The sequence below is a fragment of the Alkalihalobacillus pseudalcaliphilus genome (assembly GCF_028610675.1).
In the GTDB taxonomy this organism is placed as follows: Bacteria; Bacillota; Bacilli; order Bacillales; family Bacillaceae_D; genus Alkalihalobacillus; species Alkalihalobacillus pseudalcaliphilus.
Map to the genome: position 1 here is coordinate 372,026 of NZ_JAQQWS010000002.1, position 23,151 is coordinate 395,176.

24 protein-coding genes are annotated in these 23,151 nt (G+C 34.2%); 1 reads left to right on the plus strand and 23 read right to left on the minus strand.

Features of this window, described 5'->3' with window-relative positions; translation table 11 throughout:
* Positions 1-357 precede the first annotated feature (357 nt).
* The 15 genes from PQ479_RS08395 to PQ479_RS08465 form a co-directional block, all read right to left on the minus strand.
* Positions 358-1,062, minus strand: a complete 705-nt coding sequence (locus PQ479_RS08395; RefSeq protein WP_273716924.1) for a formylglycine-generating enzyme family protein — start codon at positions 1,060-1,062, stop codon at positions 358-360.
* Between the two features lie 202 nt (positions 1,063-1,264).
* Entirely contained in the window at positions 1,265-2,476 is a 1,212-nt protein-coding gene (locus PQ479_RS08400; RefSeq protein WP_053070245.1) for a HEPN-associated N-terminal domain-containing protein, read from the minus strand.
* 29 nt (positions 2,477-2,505) lie between these two features.
* A complete protein-coding gene (locus tag PQ479_RS08405; RefSeq protein ID WP_047986672.1) occupies positions 2,506-3,366 on the minus strand; it encodes an AbaSI family restriction endonuclease in 861 nt (286 codons plus the stop codon).
* Between the two features lie 99 nt (positions 3,367-3,465).
* Entirely contained in the window at positions 3,466-4,821 is a 1,356-nt protein-coding gene (locus PQ479_RS08410; protein ID WP_273716925.1) for a reverse transcriptase domain-containing protein, read from the minus strand.
* 387 nt (positions 4,822-5,208) lie between these two features.
* A complete protein-coding gene (locus PQ479_RS08415) occupies positions 5,209-5,799 on the minus strand; it encodes a hypothetical protein (RefSeq protein WP_047986671.1) in 591 nt (196 codons plus the stop codon).
* Positions 5,796-6,545: an ImmA/IrrE family metallo-endopeptidase gene (locus PQ479_RS08420; RefSeq protein WP_273716926.1), complete on the minus strand. Its 750-nt coding sequence runs from the start codon at positions 6,543-6,545 to the stop codon at positions 5,796-5,798. Before PQ479_RS08420 ends, PQ479_RS08415 begins: the two co-directional genes overlap by 4 nt.
* 4 nt (positions 6,546-6,549) lie before the next feature.
* On the minus strand, positions 6,550-6,957 hold the full coding sequence (locus PQ479_RS08425) for a hypothetical protein (RefSeq protein ID WP_047986669.1): 408 nt from the start codon (positions 6,955-6,957) through the stop codon (positions 6,550-6,552).
* Between the two features lie 158 nt (positions 6,958-7,115).
* On the minus strand, positions 7,116-7,442 hold the full coding sequence (locus PQ479_RS08430) for a hypothetical protein (protein ID WP_047986668.1): 327 nt from the start codon (positions 7,440-7,442) through the stop codon (positions 7,116-7,118).
* Positions 7,443-7,754: 312 nt separating this feature from the next.
* Positions 7,755-8,045, minus strand: coding sequence for a hypothetical protein (locus tag PQ479_RS08435; protein ID WP_047986667.1), 291 nt, complete (start codon positions 8,043-8,045; stop codon positions 7,755-7,757).
* A gap of 17 nt (positions 8,046-8,062) precedes the next feature.
* Complete coding sequence (locus tag PQ479_RS08440; protein WP_047986666.1) at positions 8,063-9,751, minus strand: recombinase family protein; 1,689 nt, start codon at positions 9,749-9,751, stop codon at positions 8,063-8,065.
* Complete coding sequence (locus tag PQ479_RS08445) at positions 9,735-9,890, minus strand: hypothetical protein (RefSeq protein WP_273716927.1); 156 nt, start codon at positions 9,888-9,890, stop codon at positions 9,735-9,737. Before PQ479_RS08445 ends, PQ479_RS08440 begins: the two co-directional genes overlap by 17 nt.
* Complete coding sequence (locus PQ479_RS08450; RefSeq protein WP_273716928.1) at positions 9,874-9,999, minus strand: hypothetical protein; 126 nt, start codon at positions 9,997-9,999, stop codon at positions 9,874-9,876. The genes PQ479_RS08445 and PQ479_RS08450 overlap by 17 nt, the downstream gene beginning before the upstream one ends.
* A 187-nt stretch (positions 10,000-10,186) precedes the next feature.
* The gene (locus PQ479_RS08455; RefSeq protein WP_047986665.1) at positions 10,187-11,989 is read right to left on the minus strand and encodes a DUF927 domain-containing protein; all 1,803 of its coding nucleotides are present in this window, start codon (positions 11,987-11,989) and stop codon (positions 10,187-10,189) included.
* Between the two features lie 79 nt (positions 11,990-12,068).
* The gene (locus tag PQ479_RS08460; RefSeq protein ID WP_047986664.1) at positions 12,069-12,476 is read right to left on the minus strand and encodes a hypothetical protein; all 408 of its coding nucleotides are present in this window, start codon (positions 12,474-12,476) and stop codon (positions 12,069-12,071) included.
* Positions 12,476-13,003, minus strand: coding sequence for a hypothetical protein (locus PQ479_RS08465; RefSeq protein WP_047986663.1), 528 nt, complete (start codon positions 13,001-13,003; stop codon positions 12,476-12,478). The genes PQ479_RS08460 and PQ479_RS08465 overlap by 1 nt, the downstream gene beginning before the upstream one ends.
* A gap of 202 nt (positions 13,004-13,205) precedes the next feature.
* Here PQ479_RS08465 and PQ479_RS08470 point away from each other — a divergent pair, with 202 nt between their 5' ends.
* Positions 13,206-13,658, plus strand: a complete 453-nt coding sequence (locus PQ479_RS08470; protein WP_047986662.1) for a hypothetical protein — start codon at positions 13,206-13,208, stop codon at positions 13,656-13,658.
* Between the two features lie 55 nt (positions 13,659-13,713).
* On the opposite strand, the gene PQ479_RS08475 is transcribed toward PQ479_RS08470, so the two are convergent.
* The 8 genes from PQ479_RS08475 to PQ479_RS08510 all read right to left on the minus strand — a co-directional run bounded on the left by PQ479_RS08475 (position 13,714) and on the right by PQ479_RS08510 (position 23,130).
* Complete coding sequence (locus PQ479_RS08475) at positions 13,714-13,950, minus strand: hypothetical protein (RefSeq protein ID WP_047986661.1); 237 nt, start codon at positions 13,948-13,950, stop codon at positions 13,714-13,716.
* Positions 13,947-14,261 carry a hypothetical protein gene (locus PQ479_RS08480; RefSeq protein ID WP_047986660.1) on the minus strand — a complete coding sequence of 105 codons (315 nt, stop codon included), beginning with the start codon at positions 14,259-14,261 and terminating at the stop codon, positions 13,947-13,949. Before PQ479_RS08480 ends, PQ479_RS08475 begins: the two co-directional genes overlap by 4 nt.
* A gap of 27 nt (positions 14,262-14,288) precedes the next feature.
* On the minus strand, positions 14,289-14,804 hold the full coding sequence (locus PQ479_RS08485; RefSeq protein WP_053070244.1) for a DUF1643 domain-containing protein: 516 nt from the start codon (positions 14,802-14,804) through the stop codon (positions 14,289-14,291).
* A gap of 16 nt (positions 14,805-14,820) precedes the next feature.
* Positions 14,821-15,273 carry a RadC family protein gene (gene radC / locus PQ479_RS08490; RefSeq protein ID WP_047986659.1) on the minus strand — a complete coding sequence of 151 codons (453 nt, stop codon included), beginning with the start codon at positions 15,271-15,273 and terminating at the stop codon, positions 14,821-14,823.
* Positions 15,274-15,391: 118 nt separating this feature from the next.
* On the minus strand, positions 15,392-18,361 hold the full coding sequence (locus tag PQ479_RS08495; protein WP_047986658.1) for a type I restriction endonuclease subunit R: 2,970 nt from the start codon (positions 18,359-18,361) through the stop codon (positions 15,392-15,394).
* Positions 18,361-19,770, minus strand: a complete 1,410-nt coding sequence (locus PQ479_RS08500) for a restriction endonuclease subunit S (protein WP_047986657.1) — start codon at positions 19,768-19,770, stop codon at positions 18,361-18,363. Before PQ479_RS08500 ends, PQ479_RS08495 begins: the two co-directional genes overlap by 1 nt.
* Before the next feature lie 5 nt (positions 19,771-19,775).
* Complete coding sequence (locus PQ479_RS08505; RefSeq protein WP_047986656.1) at positions 19,776-21,902, minus strand: type I restriction-modification system subunit M; 2,127 nt, start codon at positions 21,900-21,902, stop codon at positions 19,776-19,778.
* 115 nt (positions 21,903-22,017) lie between these two features.
* On the minus strand, positions 22,018-23,130 hold the full coding sequence (locus PQ479_RS08510) for an SIR2 family protein (protein WP_047986655.1): 1,113 nt from the start codon (positions 23,128-23,130) through the stop codon (positions 22,018-22,020).
* Between the last annotated feature and the right edge of the window lie 21 nt (positions 23,131-23,151).

The following is a 23,151-nucleotide window of genomic DNA, read 5'->3' on the forward strand; positions in this document are numbered from 1 at the left end:
ACTTATATTCACAAAAACGATATGAAACATATTAAAAAAAATTTTAAACTCAATGAGAATCTTAATTTCAACTATTATTTAATAAAATTACTATTAGCTCTATTGAAAAAGAATTCGACTTTACTGAATAAGCATTCTAACTCATTTATCTTATTTCATTTTTACCTTAGAAGAGAACAAACTCATACAATCTTCATTTAATAATTCAAAAGAAAAAGCTCCTAATCATTATTTGCCTTTACTTTGATTCAATCCACCTCGCTGTTTCTAACGGCAAGTTTAAGTTGAGGATTATCCTTTTCTGAATGGCCCTCACGGCGAATTTCAATCAATTTCGAGCTGCTTGATGTTACGTTCTCAAGGTTTTGTAAGTGCTATTCTAAAACCAAGATCATCTAGCTTTAAATTAGGCATGCTTTTCCTTCTAGTCGTAGAACCACAGTTGTTCTCAACTTCAGCCCAACTGCCTCCCCGGAAGACCCTATAGTTCCCATATCGTTTAGAATCATATAGATCCCAGCACCATTCCCAGACGTTCCCAATCATATCATAAAGTCCCCATGGATTAGGAAGCAGTTGTCCTACTTGATGAACAGATCCCTTGGCGTTTTCTTGATACCATGCAATTTGATTAATACTTGCATATCGATATCCACTAGTTCCCGCTTTGCACGCATATTGCCATTCAGCGTCTGAAAGTAAACGAAAGCCATTTGCTTCCTTGTTATATATTGTGTTCTCACTATCATTTGTGAATGTGTAGCATTCCGTCCTGCCAAGCATTCTAGACAATTTGTTACAAAAAACAAGCGAATCCATCCACGAAACTTCTGTAATTGGTAGATTGTTCAAATTCGATTCTAGTTCTTCTTCATACATAACAAAATGATATAACTGCTGGGTTACCGGATACTTCATTACATAGAAAGGCTCAATCGTTTCCGTCCATGTAATAGCTTTTTTATTACCTCCAGGGTTTGATAACGTGTAGTCAGAGCTAAACCATTTATTCGTATTAATATAGTCGCGTAATTCAACAGCTCCCCCCTTTACTGGCTCCATCAAATTCATTAAATCTATTTGAAAACGTTCTTTATCACTTCCGTATTTTTCAATAATCTTATTGCCGTCCCATCTGCATTTATCTTCATATTATTCTATCCTCGAAATGTATTATCCTGTTTTACAAGCTTGAAATTTGTTCTCAAAAACTTGCGTTACTTGTGATACGGTTCTCCGTGGTGTATCTAAGTGAGGTTTTTTCTTAGGCTTCATTAGAAATATGAGAAACTTTAGTCAGAATCATCTCATATGAAGACCCTTCAGCTCCAGATTCACCGAATGCTTTGTTTTCTAAGAAAAGGACATAGGATTTTTTTCCATTCCTAGAACTTCTATAAGCAATTCCATCTAAAGTTTTTCCATCAATAGTTTTAAAAATATGCCTAAAGTATTCCGTAACAATTTGTGTTGGCACATAATCTATATGCTCTTTACCATCTTTACTAATAGGTTTGGAAAAATCCTCAAGGAATTTATAGAAAAAGATTATTACCTGCCTTTTTTCTCTTTCTTCTTCATTAAATATACTTGGAATTTTAGGAAGCTCTGTTAAATCCAGGACAGTTAACTCTTTAGTATTTCCAAACTCACCTACACTAGCGACAACATTTTTACCTTGCTTATAATCAACCTCTAATATTGCAGTATCCATATCGCAAGCACCATAAAACATAGGGATACCTGCTGGACTCATTCTATTAGAATTAAGTGCATATTCTCTAGGAGGCGTTCCTAGTTCTTTAGAAGAAGTAAAATATTCTCCCTTATTTGAAACACGTACTCGATAAAACTTTTGTGGAGGTAACACTTTTATTAATCCCATCTCTTCTACCATAGAACCTATAAAATCAATAATTTCATAAGGATTAAGGGAGCCATCAATATTAACAGAAGCTGCTGTTTTATAAAAAACATACCTTGTCTCATGTTTAACTAAATTTGAAAAGGTTCTCCAAGAGAAATATAGTTCTTCTTCCTCTGAGGTTCCATAAGGGTCAATTTCACACCACATAGTGTCTATCAGCTGATTTTTTATATCTTTCATTAAATATTCATTTTCAATCTCTGCTTCGGGACATAAAATTTCCTCCACAAAATCCCATCCATCATAGATGGATACACCTAAATAGCCACCCTCTCTTGAATCATAACCTACTCCTTCATCATCAGGGTTTCCCCATTCATACTTTAGATGGTCAATTATATACTCCATTACATCATCTATATCAGCTGCTATTGAAAATCCTTCCTCATTTGTAGCACCACAGTAGCTACAGTAATTTGAATCTGCATTTTCTTCTATAAATTTTTGTAGAAAGCTCTCATTAATACAATCTCCACAAACATATTTATCACCAAAAGTAGTAAACCCATATACACTTTGCCTATCTAATAGTCGGTCATGTATCCCCATACTTCACAAATTTCTCCTTCCATCCATACTTATCTTATTTTCGGCTTATAGGTTTTTACTCTAGTTGCACTTCTCTCCCAAACCAAACAATTTTCACTATAAGATTGCTCTATATTTAACTTATACTCACCTTTAAATCTATACATTACATCCCCAAGAGGACCTTTTACTTTGGCAAAGACAATTCTATTATGTATGTTGCTTTCAATATGCTCCTCCATATGAGCTTTTACTTTACTTTTATCCGTACTTTTTTCTCTAATAATTAGCTCATCGGAAGTAATAGAATTGTCCCATTCATCATTAGGATACAATTTGGGAAACCAAAGTCTGGTATCATCTAGATAAGGGTGTTTTGCTCCTCCTTTAAACCAACTTTTATAATTATGGCCAAAACAATTGCAAACATCGACACATTTTTCAAATGCTACATTTTCTTTTAATTCTATATAGCCTTTATTGATATATGTCTTTGGGTCATTTTCTCTCTCAATATCCCAAGGTTCAAATTCCCTTCCCATTTCACTAATTTTTTTATTTAAATATTGTATAATAAATTCGATTTGATTATTTATAGCATCCAAATCTTCACTCACATCTACTCTAAGAATCTCATGATTTGTAATAGACACAATATCTTTTTCTCTTATTTCATCCTGTATGATTTGATGAATATGGTGAGGTTCATCAACCTCTATATGGACTCCTAATTGTGGAAAATACATATCAGTCAAAGCATATCTTCCGTCGTCCCTTACAATGTATTGTTGTGTAACAAACTTTACATCAAGATTGTCTAATTTATGGAAAATTCTAGTTACTACATAATTTTCATCATTCTTTTTATTTGTCTTTGCTAATTGAGCTTTAATAAAATTGTACTTTTTCAATCTTTATCACTCCAGCTCCATTTGTTTCTGATTAAGATTGTGATAACCATATAAAAAGACAAGCCAAATTTTAATTAAAGAAAAATGGGCTTGTCTTTATTATTCTGGTTTATCTAATCGTGATTGAATGTTTTTCCAGTGTTTCTTCACTTGTGTTTCCATAAGATTTATAGTATTTGAATCTTCATCAAATATCTTCTGCGCTCTTTCAGCATAACTAATAAAATTCCCATGCCCTTTCTTACTTTTTCCCAAGTGCGAGTAGTTCTTATATAATTCTCTCCTATATGATTTACGACCGAATTCTTTTGATTTACGATTGCATATCCTTACTTTACGATATGTTCTCGTATAATATTTAAATAGACTTTTTTCTCTAATTCGAACTTCTTTACCATTAAAACCGAACCCTAAATAGTCTAATTTTGTCTCATTAAATTCTAAATCGGTAATCTGATTATCATAATAAAAATAATTCCCTGTCTTTTCAGGTTGAATTTCTAAATTTGGAATCTGTTCTTTTATATCAACCACAAATTTTTGATGAATTTGATAGTTATAGTCCTGGACTTCTCCTTCAATAGGAATTACTATAATTAAATCATCACAATATCTTCTATATAGTCCTTTTTGTTCCTTTACATATTTTTCTATTTTTTTATCAAAATCTAGTAAATAAATATTGGAGCAAACTGAGCTAATACCTGCACCTTGGGGAATTCCATAGCTCTTAGAATTTCTGTATATATTTTTATGCTTAAAGGCTCTGAATTCCTCTTCTGTGAAATATTTATAACTATTTTTTATTTCACTTTCAGTATACTTAGTCTTCAATTCTGCTTCTATCGTATCTTTAATGAAGTAACTAAATCTTGTTATATTCTTAAAAACATTATAATAATCGTCAGGTAGTGTATCCTTTTTAAGAACATAGCGGATTTTCTCTTTAAGATACCTATGGTCCAATGTATCAAAGAAATTAGTAAAATCAGCAACAAAAATATATGCACTTTTTTGCACTTTAATAAAATCAATAACTTCTTTAGCGAAGTTAATATTGCTTTTCCCAGATAAGTTATTTCTATATGCAGTTGCAACTTCATTAATACCTAGTTCATTTACAACAGAATTATAGTGGTCATTTAGCTTGTCTCCATAGTACTTATAGATAAAGCTATCAATGTGAGAGGCATAAAAAATTTTACGTACTTTTTCTTTTGGTTGTTTTTCTTTCCTGCTATATTTTTGAAATTTAATTTCAAAATGCATAAAAGGGTAAAATCCATGCTTAGCAACCCATCGAGGGTTCTGGATTTTACTCTTAACTTTATCAATTGATTTTTTATTATCAAGGTGCTTATAACCTTTTACACGATACTTTTTTTTATTCATATTTGGCAGAGCTAGCAAGGGTATGTAATCGTAGCCTATTACTCTATCAAAGAACCCTTGCAAGCATACTCTCCTTTCAAATTATAGACCATCGCTAGCCTATAAAGAGGCTACTAAATGCACTAATAGCTTATACTATAATTAGTATATTGAATTGGTTGATTATGACGATTGGAGGTATCCAAATGCCAAGTTATTCAGAAGCATTATCGATTGTAATTAGCTGGGTCAGCCTTGTGATTACAATTGAGATAAAGCTTGACAGAAATTCACCAATTTCCCTCATAACTACTTTTATGAGGCGTTAACTATACTAATTTTACCATTTTACCATCAGAGTAGTCAAAAATATCTGACTAAAATTTTAGTAGTCTTGTTTATCAATAATATATTCAAAAAAAAACAAAAGGTCCCCTTACTCTTTAACGAGTATAGAAGTCCTTTTGTTTATTAGCTACTTTTACTAGTACTGTAATCATTAAGCTCACACTCACTAAGCCATTCCTCATATTCCAATACTTTAATTCCATGAGATTCTTTATATTTATCAAATAAATTTATATTTGGTTTTAAGAAAACCCTTCCTTTATCATCAGAAACTATACTAACTTCTTCTGGTTCTAACATTGCAACCGCAATACATGAACATTCACCATAATCTTTAAATTTATATGTCCTGTTTTTAAAAGATTCATTTGTAATCTCTTTTTTAGCTAATGCTTTTTTTACAAAATTCAAGTCATTTAAATGTCCATAAAATTGTTTGCGAATTTTTTGGAAGTTTTTTTGGTATTTTTCTTCAGTTTCCACATCATACTTCACTAAATCCCTAGATTTTTCAAGTAAGTTAACCACACCTAGCATACTCTTAGACTTTTCCGCATCAGCAGCTTCAACAGCTCTTCCAGGATTTAATTCGTTTATTACAATATCGGTAACCCCAAAAGAGTTAGTACTATTTTTATAGTTTTGTAATAGTTGAATAATACCTAGAGAATTAAATCTATTTATAAAAACACAAGTATCCTTTAAGTATATCAATGGTTGCCCCCCAATTTTTCATATCTCTCTATTATTGATTCTCCTGTTTCTAATCCTAGTTCCTGCTTATCTACCAACTCTTTTACTAACTCTTTCATGTAATTGTATGGTTCTATATTAACTTGATAAAACTCATGGTTATAGTCAACAACATGCATGTGTTTAGGAAAGGTATCACTTAAATTACCAATATGTTTCTTAAATCTGCTATAAAAGGCAGCTCTACTCTTGTAGTTACGGAAATAACCATTGCTCATCTTATTAAAAGCAAATATAAAACTAGTATAATATTTTTCGCAAAGTGAGTTTATAAAAACAGCCAAATCGTCCCAATTCTCTTTTTTAAATAAATTATTTTCTAATGCAAATTTATAATCTTCAGTTACAAACTTTTCAGGATAAATCAATTCAGATGCAAATAAGTTAGCCTCTAATTCTTCTTTATCCTGACCTGCTCTTTCTGGATTTATATCAGATTTACTAATACCATTATGTAAAAACATATGACCAATTTCATGTGCTAAAGTAAAATTTTGGTGGCCAATGTTCCTTTTATAGTTAACACAAATAATTGTAAATCCATAACTATATCCTATAAAGCCCGATAACTTATCTAGGTCTTGTTTAAATAACAATAGTTTATGTTCATCAATTACTTTTTTGTTTCCTAAAAAGTCAAAAAGGTTTCCTGGATAGTCAGCTATTCCAAAAAACCTTCGGGCTTCTTCTATTTTCTTTTCCCACACCAATTTAAATTCCTCCCTTTAGGTCTTCCTTCAGTTCTATGAGAAATGAAAAATCCTCACTAAACATCTGCAATATACCTTTAACTTCATTAGACTTGGGAGTTGAAGCACCTCTATTTAAGGAACATCTAACTAAATCTTTGTCTCTAAGTTGCTTATCAGCAAAATACTCTGGACTACAATATAATACCTGTGAAATAAAGCTTAAAGTAACTTCATCGATTTCACTGTAGCTAACTTCATTACTAAGAATTGCTTGTAGCTCTTCAGATTCAATTAGGGCTTCCTCACATAATGCTTCTTCGGAAATATTAAAGCAGTCCATTCTTTCCTTTAATATATTACCAATAGTCATATGTTTTCCCCCATTTTTTGCCCTTTTATCCCTGAGAAATATTACTTTTTTGTCCATTATAACACCTCCTCAAGAAAAATGTAATTATTTTCTATTATATAAATATGATTAATTGAGTATGCCTGCTACTGTCACATTGATAATTAAATTTTATACATTCTAGAAATGTCCAAAAACCTACAATATATACATGTAAAATAAATTTTTTAACCCCATTATTCTGTTTCAGACAGTTTAATCCAATAATATAGCTGTATATCCTCTTCTCTGTTTACCCCTAATCGGAGAATTGTATAGGTCATAATATATTCCTCGTCAATAAACTCCAGTTCCATTCTGTTATTTAAAATACTATATAACTCATCTTTATCCTCTAGAACTATCATATTAAGATGAAAAGGAAGAAGAAAATTCTCCATACCCTCACCATTACTCAAATATTCAAATAGACTATAAAACTCTTTCTTTAAATATTGTACAAACCCTAAGGGAAGGTTAGCTTCTAGCTTAATAAAGTCCTTAATACTCGATATTTTAATCATCCTTGTTGCCTACTATATGTTTTTTGTGTAAGTTCTGACGCAAAACAAGCCACAATTCCAACTACTGTTCCCAATAAAAAGTATTGCACTACTATCACCTCCTTTTACTTTTCTAGATTAGTGTTCTTCTTGATAAATACGTAGATGGATACTCCAAACACCACACCTGCTTTAAATAGGTCAATTGGTGACATACGTTCACCTCCTTTAACGTAAAATTACATGTGACAAAAGAGACGATGTCTCTTTTATAATTATCCTCTCTTACTCGTTATCAAATTAAATTGTGCTTTGTAACTACCAGTTACTACTTCACACAAAGCTAATAGGCTTAACAAGTTCACCATCTTTCAAAAGACCAATTCCGATATCCTTCAAACCTTGCTTATCTTGTAACAAGTACACAACGTTTGATGCACCGCCATCATAGTAGAATACCCAGCAAGTCAGTTCTTGTTTGTGTTCTTCTGGAATAATAGCCTTAATCTCTTCGTTGCTTATATCATCTATTGAAAGGGTTTTAACATCTGCTTTCCAATCCTTCAATGCTAAATGTGGGTGATATTCACTCAGGTAATTTCTGAATACATTAATAATGCTCATAAATGATTTGCTCCTTTTCATAGGTTAATTAAAATAGAAAAAGGGGGAGAAAACTCATCCGTAACAGATGAATCCTCTCCCCCTTTAAAGGTGAGGTGTTTCGCAACATCTTTATTTAGTTGTACTTGGATAGACTCAATTTGTCGTTCCTCATTGATGTTAATTTGACGCACGAGCAGATGCATCAGTCTTTTCCTTTGCTCCCTGGTCAATGATTCTTTATAGGCAGCTTTGAAGTTTTGCATGACCTGTTTGACCATGGAAAAGTTTATGTGTTGCGTACCACCTTGCCCCATTTGAAGTTCAATAGGAGAAAGTCTCTCTTCAAGATGTTCTTTTTCTTCATTCAGAGTAGATAAGCGTTGTACAAGGTCTTCTTTTTGAATCAAATCATCTTCGTACAAACCAAGGACTTTTTCTTTTTTTTGTTGATTGGCTTCTAGTGCCTTTTTCAACGTCTCGTATTCATGTTGAATTGGTGAGGAATTTATCTCCTTCTTGTTGTTAATCCTTTTAACAATCTGCTCTATAAGAACTTCATTTGTAGCGATGGTTGATAGTTTTTGGAGTACATGTTTGTCAGCATAGTCAGTTCTTACTCCATTAGAACGACAAACTGCTGAACCTTTGTTCTTCCAAGCTCCACAAACATAATACTCCAAAACCCTTTTTGTTCCGTCTTTGAGCGTATTCGTTGTCCGCCCAATCACCATTCCGGCCCCACAGGCAGGACACTTCATAATGCCTGTGAGCGGGAACTCACCGTCATGTATTCGATTAGGCTTACCACTTCTGTTCGCCATGATGCTTTTCGCTTTTTCCCATACTTCATCTGTAATAATTGCTTCATGCTGTCCCTTTTCAATAACAGGGTGAGGATTGATATTGTTTCTTCTCTTTTCATTCCAATCTCTACGAACGTTGTACCGTATGAATCCTGCATAGATGGGATTGCATAGAATCGTTTTCACACCGTTGATGGAGAAGTCTTTGTTCTTTTTTGTTCGATGTCCTTCTTTGTTGAGTTTGTTTGCAATGAACTTGTAACCATTTCCTTCAACATAAAGGTTAAATATCTTTCGAACCGTTTGGGCCTCTGTTGGATTAACAACAAGCTTAGAAAGCTTTCTTTTGCGATTCTCCCCTGGAACACTTACTACATCATAACCAAGAACCTGACCACCATTCCAAGAGCCTTCCTTTGCTCTTGCCAACATTCCCATTTTCACATTCTGAGCAATATTATCTCGTTCAAATTCAGCAATGACCGCCAACATACGAAATTGCATTTTTCCAGCTGGAGTTTCTGTTTCGTAGCGTTCCGTATAAGAGCGGAAATCAATGTTTCTCTTTTCAAGTTCTTCGACAATATTAAGTAAATCCTTTGTCTTTCGAGAAAAGCGGTTCACCTTCCAGACAAGCACCAAATCAAAGTCTTTACTTTTGGCATCATGTAGTAGTTGCTGTAAAGCAGGTCTTCCCTTGATATTCTTTCCGCTTTTACCTCGGTCCACGTATTCTTTATGAACGACATATCCCTCACGTTCACACAAATCTCTCAATACTCGCACTTGCTCGTCTATGCTGTATCCTTCTTCTGCCTGTTCCAATGTTGAGACCCTGGCATAGATAGCAGCTTTTTTCTGTGTTCCTGTCCGGTTGAAATGGTCAATTTGGTCGTGCAGTTGTTTAGTATTGTGCTGCATAATTTTCACCCCCTTTCATACTTGCCCCACTGGTAATAATTAATTTCTCTAGTGCTGACAAAGAGGTTTTTCTCTTAGTTGATGTGTAAATTACTAATTTGTATAGGTTTTGCTGTACAGTTTCATTTTGTTTTTTCATTAGACTCTTCTCCTTTCGGTTGTTTAGTAAGATAGGATGTGACCATTTCTGCTAAAATATCAATCATAATTTCATAGTCGTAGATGTCCTCATTACTCTTATCTGCCAACGTAGAATCCCCCTAGTGATTAAACGAATATATAATATATTTTTATAAATCTTTTAATTCTCTCTGTTCTCCCTATTCTCCCAATAGTTTGTATACAAATTTTTCAGATAACTACGGAATACACAAATGAATAATTTATATAAAATAGAGGGAGAGAAGGGGGAAAGGGAGTACAATGTTTTATTGATTAAAAAGCATCTTCAAAAATGTTGCCTTCAAAAGTAATACAGTAAGTGTAATCACCTTTCTCTACATATCCAGGTTGACCAAGCACTTCCTGCCTTTGTTTTGTTTCATTCTTAGAGAAAATGAATTTCCTTTTTTGATTTTTGTTTTTGTCGTGAATAAGTACCCCCATATTTTTCAATTCATTTATTAAAATTTTTGTATCGGAATACCCTAGTTCCTTTACGACTATGTCAAATATGATTGGCAGTATAAAGCAACGTGTTTCGGTTGAACTGACTTCAATTTTCCCCCATATCTCCTGAGGATGACTAACTTCATGAGTATCACTTTTAAAATTCCTTCTATATCGAATAATATATTGCTTTAATTGACTATAAAACTTAGGTGCCATTTCTCTTTCAGTCATTGACTTTTGCTCCTGCACAATCAACATATCTACAATCTCTTCACCAGAAAGTTCAAGGTTATATGTCAATTCAAAAAGTTCCGCAGCCGTTAGTATTAATGAAAATTTAGTTGCTATACGGTCACGAAACTTGCTAATAGGCATTTTTTTTTGGATATACTCTTTATTGTCCTCCACCATCCTGGCAACCTCTTCTGGACCAAGTTCCAACATTTTTTTTGCTATTTCAGGAGCTATGTGACCATAATTTTTGAGCAATCCCTTTTTTAGGTTTTCTGCATTCTCTGCATTCTTTGTCCACTTATCAATGGAGAACTCAAATAATCTCACACGTAAACCTTCATTATTGTTTGCTTTACTGAGTATGGAGCTTTCTCCAGTAGATACTATAGTTGTATTCCACGTTTGTGTTTCCCTTAATTCAGAGTCTTTATTTAGCCTCGACTTTTCACTGTTTTGTGCCAATTCATAAATAAACGAACTGAGATTTTGTGAATCCATCAGGTTCATTGTAGATTCATCTAAAACAGTAAGAACACCATGATTACTAGCAAGCTTGCGAGCCATAGCATTTTTTGTTCCATTGTAGGTTTGTAATAACCCTTCATTTGGACTTGGACTCCCAGCTAAAGAAACACCTAACATACCTGCAGTAGTTTTTCCTGTCGTCGACGACCCAACAAGATGAACTAGCAAACTATCAAAGCCGCCAATCTTGGAGCGATTTAACATACCAATAATAAGTGCTGAAATCGCTATACAAATCATTAATTCAAGTGGAGTATGACCTTTCACTTCTTTTATATACAAATTAAAGAAATCATTTTTATTTCCAGCAGGCTTCAGCATGTACTCTCCTGAATACGTTGAATCAATTGGTGAAGCAGAAGGTTCAGTTATAATATTGTAGTGTTTATATACAAGCTGACCATTAACTATGTCCCAGCCTATACCACTATGAACATTAGTCGGCTTTAGTAACTTTTCCTGTTTACTAAGAAAGGAAGAAACCTCTGCCGCCTGAAAATCCTCTAAAACGTCTAACCCTATAGATGCCAGCTTTTTCAGCTCTCTTTTAGTCAATTCCCCTCTACCAATAGCTATAGTTTCCCATTTGTCATAAGCCCAAAATACAAGTTCTATGTGAATTTCCTTTGTCTCAACATTTCTTTTTATTGCCTTTATTTTCACTGCCTTAGAAACATATACATATCGCTCTTTCTTTTCACTCCAAACCATTAAATCATTTCCTTTTATTCGATAAGGAGAAACTTCGATGTCATGGTTAACTGTATGTCTTTGCAATAGTTTTGCTTTTCTTACTGCAGGGAGATTATTCCCTTCAGAGCTATCTGATTTCTGTATAACTGGACGTCTGACTTTTTTTAATCCCATTGATATTACTCCTTTAAATAAATTTGAATTATAAAAAGACTAGGTTGGCTCACCTAGTCTCACTCTCTGATTGGTTTTGTTAATAAAGTTCGCAAGCTGCTATGTTTGCATAGCCTTTTCCGTTGCTTAGATAATTATGAAAAATGAATGCTTTGATTTTAATTCCAACAAGGATATGTGGGTCAAACTCTTCAATGGGTACTTCCCCTAAAATATTGTCTACAAATTTTGCGAAGTTTACCATTCCCGTATCAAGGTAGAAAACTTGCTTAAGAGGTCGATTTTCTTCATCAATAAAGTCTACCTCAATTCGCTCTTTCATCAAATTGTATCCCTGAGAATTTGGCTTAATTAGACAATTAACTATTGTTAATATGGATACTCCTTCCGGCAATGCGGGAACATGAACATTACGAGGGAGATAGCTGTGTAAATTAAGTTTTTTCACAGGGATTAAAGGTTGAAGCTCTCCTTTAGTTATAGACATTATGCTTCCCCCTTTGTAGAGCTTATGTCAGACTTCTCAATATTGTTACATAGTAGAGCTTCCAAAAATCTTTTCTTTCGAAAGTACTCTAAATATAAGTCCTCATCTATTTCTCTATCTCCGCCACAAGCCGAAATTTTTTCCAATATACAGTGCTTTAATTCTATTAATTGCTTCTTCAGGTTCTCCATTATTATCTGTTCTTCTTTACTCCCTAGTTCACGAAGTAGTAGTATATCGGGAATGAACCAAAAAGCAGTAACCTCACTTCTGTTAATATATAAATGACATGGGGGATATTTTAAGTTATTAAAATCATTCGCTATAAAATTCTTAAAGGTATCCCAGTCCTCCATATTCACTTCTATTTCATCCCAATGGGACTTATAAGAAAATTTAGCATAAATATTTTCAAACTCATGGTTTCTTTTATTAAAGGACTGATACTCTTCAATAAAGTTCAAATCCCACCTTGTTCTACTTCGCAAATCGACCATTGATTCACCAATACTAAAGAAATTTTTCATTTTACTTTTCCTCCTTTTTTGTAGCCAATTTAAGCAATCATAGGAGGATATTAATGTAGTATCTCTATCTTCCAAGCTTGCTTATACTATATGGCTATCTAATAGATTGTTCGGAGTAAATCATTATAGTTATGCGAATACCAAATTGTAATTTAAAAATGGACACGTTATACTAAATGAAAAGTAACTTGGAGAAAACAATATGATTCCTTTAGACAAAAAAAGAGATGTTTTTATTCTTTGGTTTATAAAACGACATACTAAGAGAGAAATAAGCAGAAAAATAAATATGAGCAGGGGAACAGTTGATAAGATTATTAAGGAGTGTCAAGAAAGGATTGGAGAGCTTAATCTAACATTTGATGCCGACTTATTTAGCCATATGGATGAAATTGTAGTTGCCTCTTCAATACAAAGAAAGCGTACACCCTATAAGTTAACTCCAGAAACAATATCCTTAATAGAAGTAATGGTATTAAATAATGAAAAACTTGCTAGGATGGGTTCAGAAGAAGCAAAAAATACAAAAAAATTATTTGAGGATTTTCAGAAGCAAAAAATAGAGAAGCCAAATCTTATCACAGACTTCTCTATCGACTACTTTTATAAACTTGTGAGGAAGATTAAGGATAAAATCCACGAAGACGGCATCTGAAAACTTTTATTAAGGTAGATACAAAAAGTCGGAATCTCGTTTCCGATTTTTTTCTTTACATTTTATCAACTTTACTTGAGACAATATCCCCTTCTAAGTAATCCACATACCACCAGTCTTCAAATCCCATTTTTCGTTGATAGATATTTTCACTTTCAAGACAAATCTTTATTTCGATTTCTTCGCCCTTATCCTTCGCTGTAAAATAGACAAAAGACCACTCTTCCATATCGAAGGTCACGTGCTGATAGGAACGTTCCTCTAATTCATTAACATATGCTGTATATATCATTTCTCATTATCCTTTTTTCGGAGTAAGACCTCTTCATAAATCCTCTCTCCGTCTTTTAGACAAACTAGAAAAAGTGAACTATTGGTTTCTGCTTCTGTAGCAACGCCAATAATCCACTCTGATTCTTCATTGTATATATACGTTAGAAATGAAACTGGATTTGGTAAAATCCGCTTCACATCATTTGAAATAAGTTCCTCGTCCAGTTCCTCATGATATAGAAGTACCGCTTCCTCTCCTACTGCATCTGATTCAACTGCCACACCAAACTTCTCTCCCATGAAAACCTTCAGCTGTTCAATACTAAACATGGCTTGTACCTCTCATACAATATATTTTTAGCATACCTTCTCGCTATCCTCATACCCTACTAATTTCCACTGGTGTTTCAATGCAGGATAGAGGGGATGGAAACCTTTCCGGCCAAATTTTGCTTCTAGTTGCAGGATGTTTGCTTTCTTGTCTAGCAATAGAGCTAAAATCATTTTTAACCGTTCAACAGCTTTCTTGTTCGTCTCTACTCCCTTTCCAACCGCAATTATGACATCATCTACTCTGGCGATAGCTTTTTGAATACATTTCAGATTTTCAACACTGGACTCTTTCGTTTCATCACCATCCATCGATGGGAATAAATTCACAATTTCTGCAACACCGTATTCCAATTTCGAAAGATTATTAATGACGTACATTGTTGTTTGGTCTTGCACAATTTCATCTGCTTGACCAGCGCTTTTCATGATGACAAGTGCTTTTTTCTTGCTCTTGTCCCACTCTTTCCTGATAAGATATTTGTTTTTCATTTCATCATCATAAGTGACTTCTGTTTTTAGCATGTTTTTTATTGTTTTCACTTTCTTTTTACTCCTTTCAAATAACGCCTTTCTCTTTTAAAGAATTATACTTACCATCACCAATAATTATATGGTCCAATAGCTCAATTCCCATCAACTTTCCAGCTTCAGCAAGTCGTTTTGTAACTTCCACGTCTTCCCTTGATTCAGTTGTTTCACCAGATGGATGGTTATGGGCTACCATGATACTTGCTGCTGAGGACAATATGGCTGATTTCATGACCTCACGAGGACTAACGATACTTGCATTCAAACTACCAATGTGACAAATGTTGATGGAAACAGGCTGGTTCTTAGTGTCCAAAGACACGACTATAAAGTGCTCACGGTCTTTATCTTCCAAGAAACTCTTAAACAAATCGTACGCATCCTGTGGTGAACGGATACTTCTTCTTTCATAAAGAATACTAGACTCTCTAACCAACTTAACCGATACAATACTCACTCTCTTTGCAGATGATTTTTTCATTTATTATCTCTCCTTAGGCAAAATAAAAAGAGGATGCCTCACGTCTAATTGACGTGAGAACATCCTCTATTAAACTCATAACTATAATATATATTTAAATTAGCTCTTATTACGCTTATCAGCTAATTTTCGGACTTCCGGAGTACACATCGCCATCTGTATTGTATGTTAGTGTAAACACCATATCTGATAACCATTTCTTAAAAGAGTCGTTATCATTGTACTGTTTAAATACTTCCATGTTGTCAGACATAAGGTTAATGACAGCTCGATTTAAGGCTTTTTGACTCTCGATTTTTGCATTTTGCTTATCAGAGTTTTTCATCGCATTCTGATAATCTTTATCTTTCGCGACAATCTCAGGAATAGCAGCAATATGTTTCTTAACCTGGTCTTCGTCTCTCCAAGGAATATTTCCAAAGAGGTCATGGAAATTTTCAAGAATATTGCTCAGTAAATCTAACTCTACTTCTGATTTCCCACCCATTGCCGATGTAGGTACTGGTGCAATTTCATACTCTTCCTTATCCTCTAGTACAATGGACATTTTAGCTTGTGCTTCCGCCCTGTAACTATCTAAGTCAATCGCTTCGAGGATACCAATTGATAGGTCTTCTTCTTTTGGTGCAGGTAGCTTTGGTATCAAGAAGTTTAGAAAGATTGAAAGTCTTTCCCACTCGGGGTTCCCATAAGGTAAAATGGATGCCAAAAATCCGTACGTGCGAACAAATGCCTTCGCCTTGCTCTTGAAGTCAATTTGACCATCTTCATCCAAATCATCTTCATAATGCTTTGCACAGACATCAAGAATTGGGTCTAATTTATCTCGTTCCGCTCCATTAAGGTACAGTTCAACTAGGTTTTCAATATGTGTATCTGTGAAAACATGATATCGTCTGATGTCACTTTCTAAGTCATTCAACTTATCCGGGTCAGTCTCTTCTGAAAGAACCGTAGTTTTATAATACTTAGAAAAAGCATCTTGAATCGTAATTGTTTCATTTGCAAAGTCAAGTACGAACGTATCATGTTTCTGTGGGTGAGCTCGATTCAAACGAGAAAGAGTTTGAACTGCTTTAATGTCTGTCAACACCTTATCAACATACATCGTATGAAGAAGCGGCTCATCGTAACCTGTTTGGAATTTATTTGCCACAACAAGGAGACGGTATGGGTCCTTTTTGAGTTTTTTCTCAATCTCATTACTCGGGAACCCATTAACTGAGCTCTCTGTTACCTTTTTCCCACCGTACTCGTGCTCACCTGAAAAGGCAACAATCGGTTTAAACTGACTTTTACGTTTTTCCAAATATGCAGATATTGAATAGTAGTACTGGATTGCTCGTTCAATGCTGCTAGTTACAACCATAGCACGAGCATGACCGCCAATTTTTCCTTTTGCAATCACTTGGTCATGAAAATGGTCTACCATAATTTCAGACTTTAGTTCGATTGCCTTTTCATTGGACTCAACATACTTTCTCAGCTTTTTTTGTGCCTTCTTTTTGTCAAATTTCGGGTCATCTTCTACTATCTTGGCAATCTTGTAGTAACTCTTAATTGGCGTGTAGTCTTTCAATACGTCCAAAATGAAGCCTTCCTGAATGGCTTGTTTCATCGTATAGACATGGAACGGTCGATGTTTAATCTTTCCGTCCTTTGGATAAGGAACACCAAACATTTCAAGAGTTTTATTCTTCGGGGTTGCTGTGAATGCAAAGTAACTCGCATTGTTAAGCATTTTTCTCCCCTCTAGCATCTTTAAAATCTTATCTTCTGTCGTTTCATTTTCCGCATCTTCATATTGGTCAGAAAGTGCCATATTCATTTTGGCCGACATGTTTCCACTCTGACTAGAATGAGCTTCGTCAATGATGATAGCAAACTTGTTTTTTCGGTGTTCATTTCCAATGTCATCAAGAATGTACGGGAATTTATGAACAATAGTAATGATGATTTTCTTACCATCTTGAAGTAGTTTCCTTAAGTCTCCTGAGCTTTCTGCATGCCCCACCGTATTCGATACCTGCATAAACCCTTTAATGGTATTCTTAATCTGCTTATCGAGGTTAATTCGGTCAGTGACAACAATAACTGAATCAAAAAAATTCTTACCGTCTTTTGACAAAGAAACTAATTGATGAGCCAGCCAAGCAATCGAATTCGATTTTCCACTTCCTGCACTATGTTGGATAAGATATTTTTGACCGACACCCTTCTCACTGACATCAGCTAGGATAGATTTCACACCAGCCAACTGGTGATATCGAGGGAAGATTTGGGTACGCTTTACCTTTTTAGTTTCTTGGTCTTTCTCCTCAACAATTTGTGCATAGTTCTCAATGATATTTGCAAGTTCACTTTTCACAAAAATTTGTTTCCAAAGATAGTCCGTCTTGATTCCATCAGGATTAGGAGGATTCCCAGCTCCATTTTTATATCCTTTGTTAAAAGGTAGGAACCAGGATTTCTTACCGTCAAGTTTCGTACACATGCGGACTTCATTGTCATCAACTGCAAAATGAACCATACATCGTCCAAATTGAAAGAGTAATTCACGAGGGTCACGGTCTATCTTATACTGATAGACCGCATCCTCAACATTCTGCTTCGTCAATTGATTCTTAAGTTCACATGTAATGATAGGTAGACCGTTAAGAAAGATGACGAAATCAAGAGCAAGTTTCATGTTGTCTCTCGAATACATCAACTGTCTCGTTACGCTAAATATATTTTTATTGTACAGTGCTTTTGCTGCATCATTGGCTTCAGAAGGCGTAAGGTAAAACAAATCGAGTGTTACTGGATAAATTTTCAGGCCGTTTCTTAAGACTTCAATTACACCATTTTTTGTAATTTCCCCCTGCAAGCGATTCAACAACTTTACTTTGTTACTATCACTTTTATAGACACCTAACGTCTCCAACTTTTCTTTTTGAGTATCCTCTAAAAATTGAAAGAACCGTTTCTCATCTATTGCATAATCCTTATTGTAGTCACTATTCTTTCCTTGCTCATAACCATTTTGTTGCAGAAGGTAGTTAACAATTAATGCTTCTAGTCCTGATTCTTTGGTGTTGGTTGTCATTAAACCTCACACTCCTCGCCCTCTAAGACTTCCTCTAGTTCCATCGTTTCATCTTCTAAAATTTCATAGTAAGCATTCACTTCTCCATTTTCTTCTAGGAGAATGTCCCGGACATCTAATTTACCTGTAACTACATTAGAAATCAGGCTTGTGCGAAATTCTGTAATTAACTCAATTTCTTTTTCTATAGTTGCTATACTTTTATCAATTTTATCTGTTTCATGATTGATATACTCAATTATGTGTTTTTGCTCATTTAAATCTGGAACATAGAAGACAATATCCCCTAATACTCCTTGTCCAATAGTAGGTGTTGCACCACCAATAACTCTTCTGGAAATTTGACTCATAAACATGCTAGAAAACAATATCTTTTCAAAATACTCAGGATGGGCTTTACATTTTTTTAGTAAAACAAGCTGAGGATTTATTGTCATAGGATATGTTATGTTTTTAATTAATATTGCTTTTCCAAAAGAAGAACCGGTTTTAACTAAAAGAATATCATTATCTTCTACCATTATTTCGGGAGATTCATAGTATTTATCCCAAGAGATATAAGCTAAACTATCTAGTTTTAATTTCTGATTTTTAATATTACCTGGGCTAAGTGTAATTGCTCCCTCTCCTTCATTTACGATATCCGATTGAGTATAGCCCCTAAAACCTATTCTTCCATTTATACTTACTAAGTTTTTTAATCTATATTTTCTCCAATGTGCTGGTACGCTTTCTATAAAATTGATGTTAGTAGGTTGCATTTTTACATTTTGATTTAACCCTTTTGTTACTGCATCATTAATCACTAACTGCTTTTGCTCTTTTAAAACTGTTATTAACTTTTTCTTTGCTTTAATAAACTTTTTTATTTTAGCAAGCTGATGGTCTAGGTATTTAACGATGTTATCTTGTTCTGTTAAAGATGGTATAGGAAGAATAATTTCCTTAAAGTCGTTAACATCAATATTTTTCCCTTGTCTGATACCAGTAACGTTTCTTTGAAGTTCCCCTATAAAGTCATGACTTTTAAATAGGTACCTGTAATATTCTTTATTCTGATTTGTTCGTTCTTCTAAAATGTTGTATGCTGGACTAACTATACCTCTGTACCTTGAATATTCTAATCCCCCTTGGAAAGAACGCAAACTAATTACAAAATTGCCCTCCTTAACAAGTTTGAATGTCTCAAGATTTCCAGACGGCATAACAACTCTTGTTTTTAACATAGACCTGGGTATAACCCCATTACTTTGAGTTGCTGATAATAGTTCTTCAGTTGGATGATTCTTAATAGAAGTCTCAAGAAACAATCGTTTTGATTTAGCTTCTTTCCAATGAATTGGTACCTTTTTTATCCATGATTGTTTTGCTTCTTTGTATTCTGCATAGGGTTTAAGATTGCTATTCATTTTCCTTACCCCCTTATAATTTCTTGAAGCAAACCTTCAGTCTGTTGTTCGAGTACTCTGATATCTGCTAAAATTTCTTCAAGAGTGCGTAATTGCATAGGTTTATAAAAATACTTTGTAAAACTAATTTCATAGCCAATTTGCGTTTTACTCTCATCAATCCATGCATCTGTTGCAAAAGTTAGTACTTCATCCTTAAAGAACTGCTCAATTCCACCTTCATGTAACAATGGAATTTGTTCAGTGTCTCTTAAATTACTATCCGGCTCAAATTCTACAACGCAATCTTTTCCGTCAATCATGGCGCTGAATAACCCTGCTAGAGGACTTGCTTCAGCTTTTCCAGATTTGTGAACCTTTTTTATGACTCTCTCTGCTTTTTCATCGACCCGTGCAAGATGATTTTTAATCAAATTCACTCGTTTAGCTGGGAGTTTTTCACCTAGTTCTTTTGCAATTTCACCCAATTTAGTGATGAAGTCGTTAAAGTCTCGTACAATTGAATAATTGTATTTTTCAGCTACTTTTCCTATAATTATTGGAAGCGCTTCGTCTTTTTGTTGCTCACAAACTTCTGTAAATTTCTCCAATTGCTCGTTTGATAAGTCCACACTTAATCTTAATGGGCGTTCTACTGTTATCTTGTGATAGCCAAATTCTTGGTTATCAAAAATCTTCGAGTGTTCTGTCTCTTCAAAGTTGATAAGCATATCTGAAATTTGTTTTCTTAATTCAGGTGTCAACTCACAATTTTTGTTACCAAGATTTTTACGAAGTGGGCTTTTTAGACTCGTTGCATCAATGAGTTGTAATTTTCCACGACGGTCTGCTGCTTTTCTGTTTGTAACGACCCAAATGAACGTCGCGATTCCTGTGTTATAAAACATATTTTCTGGTAGAGCAATTATAGCCTCTAACCAATCGTTTTCAATAATATATCTTCTTAGATTGCTTTCCCCTTGACCCGCATCTCCTGTAAAGAGAGAAGAACCATTGTGAACTTCTACAATACGACTACCTAGTTCTGTGTCGTGCTTCATTTTGCTTAGCTTATTTGCAAGGAATAGCATTTGACCATCACTTGAACGAGGAATCATTTTAAAATCCGTCTCTCCATTATGTGTCACAATAAAGCGTGGGTCTGTTATGTCCGATTTTCCACCTAATCGCTCCATATCCGTTTTCCAACTTTTTCCGTAAGGGGGATTAGATAGCATAAAGTCAAAGTTGAGCGTTGGATAACCATCATTCGACAAAGTAGAACCGAACGCCACGTTGTCATCTTGTAGTGATTCCCCTTTAATCAGTAAGTCTGCTTTAGTGATGGCATACGTTTCTGGATTGATTTCCTGCCCATAAAGATACGTGTTGATTTCTTTATCATGTTCTTTTGCCAATTGGTGTAAACGTTCGTCTGCAATCGTCAACATTCCACCCGTTCCACAGGCTCCGTCGTATACAAGATATGGTGCATTTTTAATTTTATCTGCAATCGGTAAGAACGTGATGTCGGCCATCAGTTCCACTACGTCACGAGGCGTAAAGTGTTCCCCAGCTTCCTCGTTATTCTCTTCATTAAAGCGGCGAATAAGTTCCTCAAAGATGACACCCATTGTATGGTTATCAAGTCCTGGAATTTTAACATCACCATTATCATCTAACACTGGTTTCGGACTTAGATTAATAGTCGGACTGACAAATTTCTCAATAACAGCTCCCAAGATATCTGCTTCAATCATCGTATCTATCTGATTACGAAACTTAAACTTTTCAAGGATTTCCTGAACGTTTGGCGAAAAGCCATCTAAATAGGCGATAAAGTCAGCCTTCAATTGTTGCTGCTTAGCACGTGATTTTAAATCTTTAAGAGTGAAAGGTGATGTATTACAAAATGCTTGTCCAGCTATGCTACATAATGCATCTGTTTGATTAATTACACCAGCTTCATCCAAACTTTTTTTCATCTGTAAAACCGCATCTTTTGTTGGTTCTAAAACAGCATCCAAACGACGAATAACGGTCATTGGTAAGATAACATCTCGATATTTTCCACGTACATATACATCACGAAGGCAATCATCAGCAATGCCCCATATAAAACTAACAATTTGATTATAAGTTTGATTATTCACGTTGTTTCCTCCAAAAAAATAGTAATTAGTACAATTTTATCATACTAGTATCCTATATCTGCAGAATAAAAAAGGGAAATTCAAGAAAATGACTTGAATTTCCCTTTTAAAAATATTATTTAATACTATTAGCACCTTCAAAATAAAATACATCGTCATTGATAGTAAGAGATTCTTTCTTTGGAATACCCAATTCTTTATTAACAATATCAATGAATTTTTGCTTATCTTCTTCGCTTAAAGCGTAGTCAACAATAACTAGTTTTAATGGAATCGGATTTTCTCTTCTTCTAGAAATTTTTAATCTTTCTTTTATCGCATTATTTATATGATTATCTCTGAAGCTATAACCGACAATATAAAGTTCATCACATAAATTTTTTTCAATAACCATTTTCTTTTTAAACTCGTTGTAGTAGTAACTGAACGGTTCTTGTTGCACCTTTAAACTCTTACCACCACCTGTGACTATGGAAGGAATTACTTTAAGGTCAAATATCTTTTTATATACATCACTATTTCTTAAGCTCTCTGTTGTAATCTTAAATAATCTACCATCTGACAAGTCTTTAAAAGAAGATAATGAACCATGGAGATGATGTAAACGCACCCCTTTGGCATAATTTTCTGGATGTATCTGTCTACTTCTATCCGGACCAAAATAAAATCGATATTCATTATCTATAGGCTGCCATTTACCTCCGCGAAAGTGAAAGTCAGCGAAGTCTCTCTTACTATAGTAAGTTAATAAAATTGTTTCTAGTAATAAATCGAAATTCAAAGTGAACAGGTCGATTTCTGATGAATTATCAATGGTTTCTAATAACCACTGTACAAACCCATCTAGTTTTTCATCGATTGCTTCTTTCTTTACATTACCATCAATCAAATCAAGTATAGCTGCAGTATATTCATAAATTATATTTTGGATAGCATCAATATGCTCCTCAAAATTTCCGCTCTGTAAATTATAAGAACTCATGAACCGTTTTCCTTTTTCGAGACTTAGAAAGTCGCTATAATGTTTCAACATCTCATAAGCAAGTTCAATACTAGCTATTGCTTCTTCAAAATCTCGTTGATTATACTTGTTTTGCATGTGATGTTCAATGAATGTTCTATGTTCTTCGGTAAGCCTGTCAAAAAATCGCTTAGTGATTCCTTCCAAACTAAACTCTTTATTTAAAGCAACCGAGAGTCCATTACCCGTTAGTACAACTCTTTTCATTTTTGCGCCTCCCAAATAGTA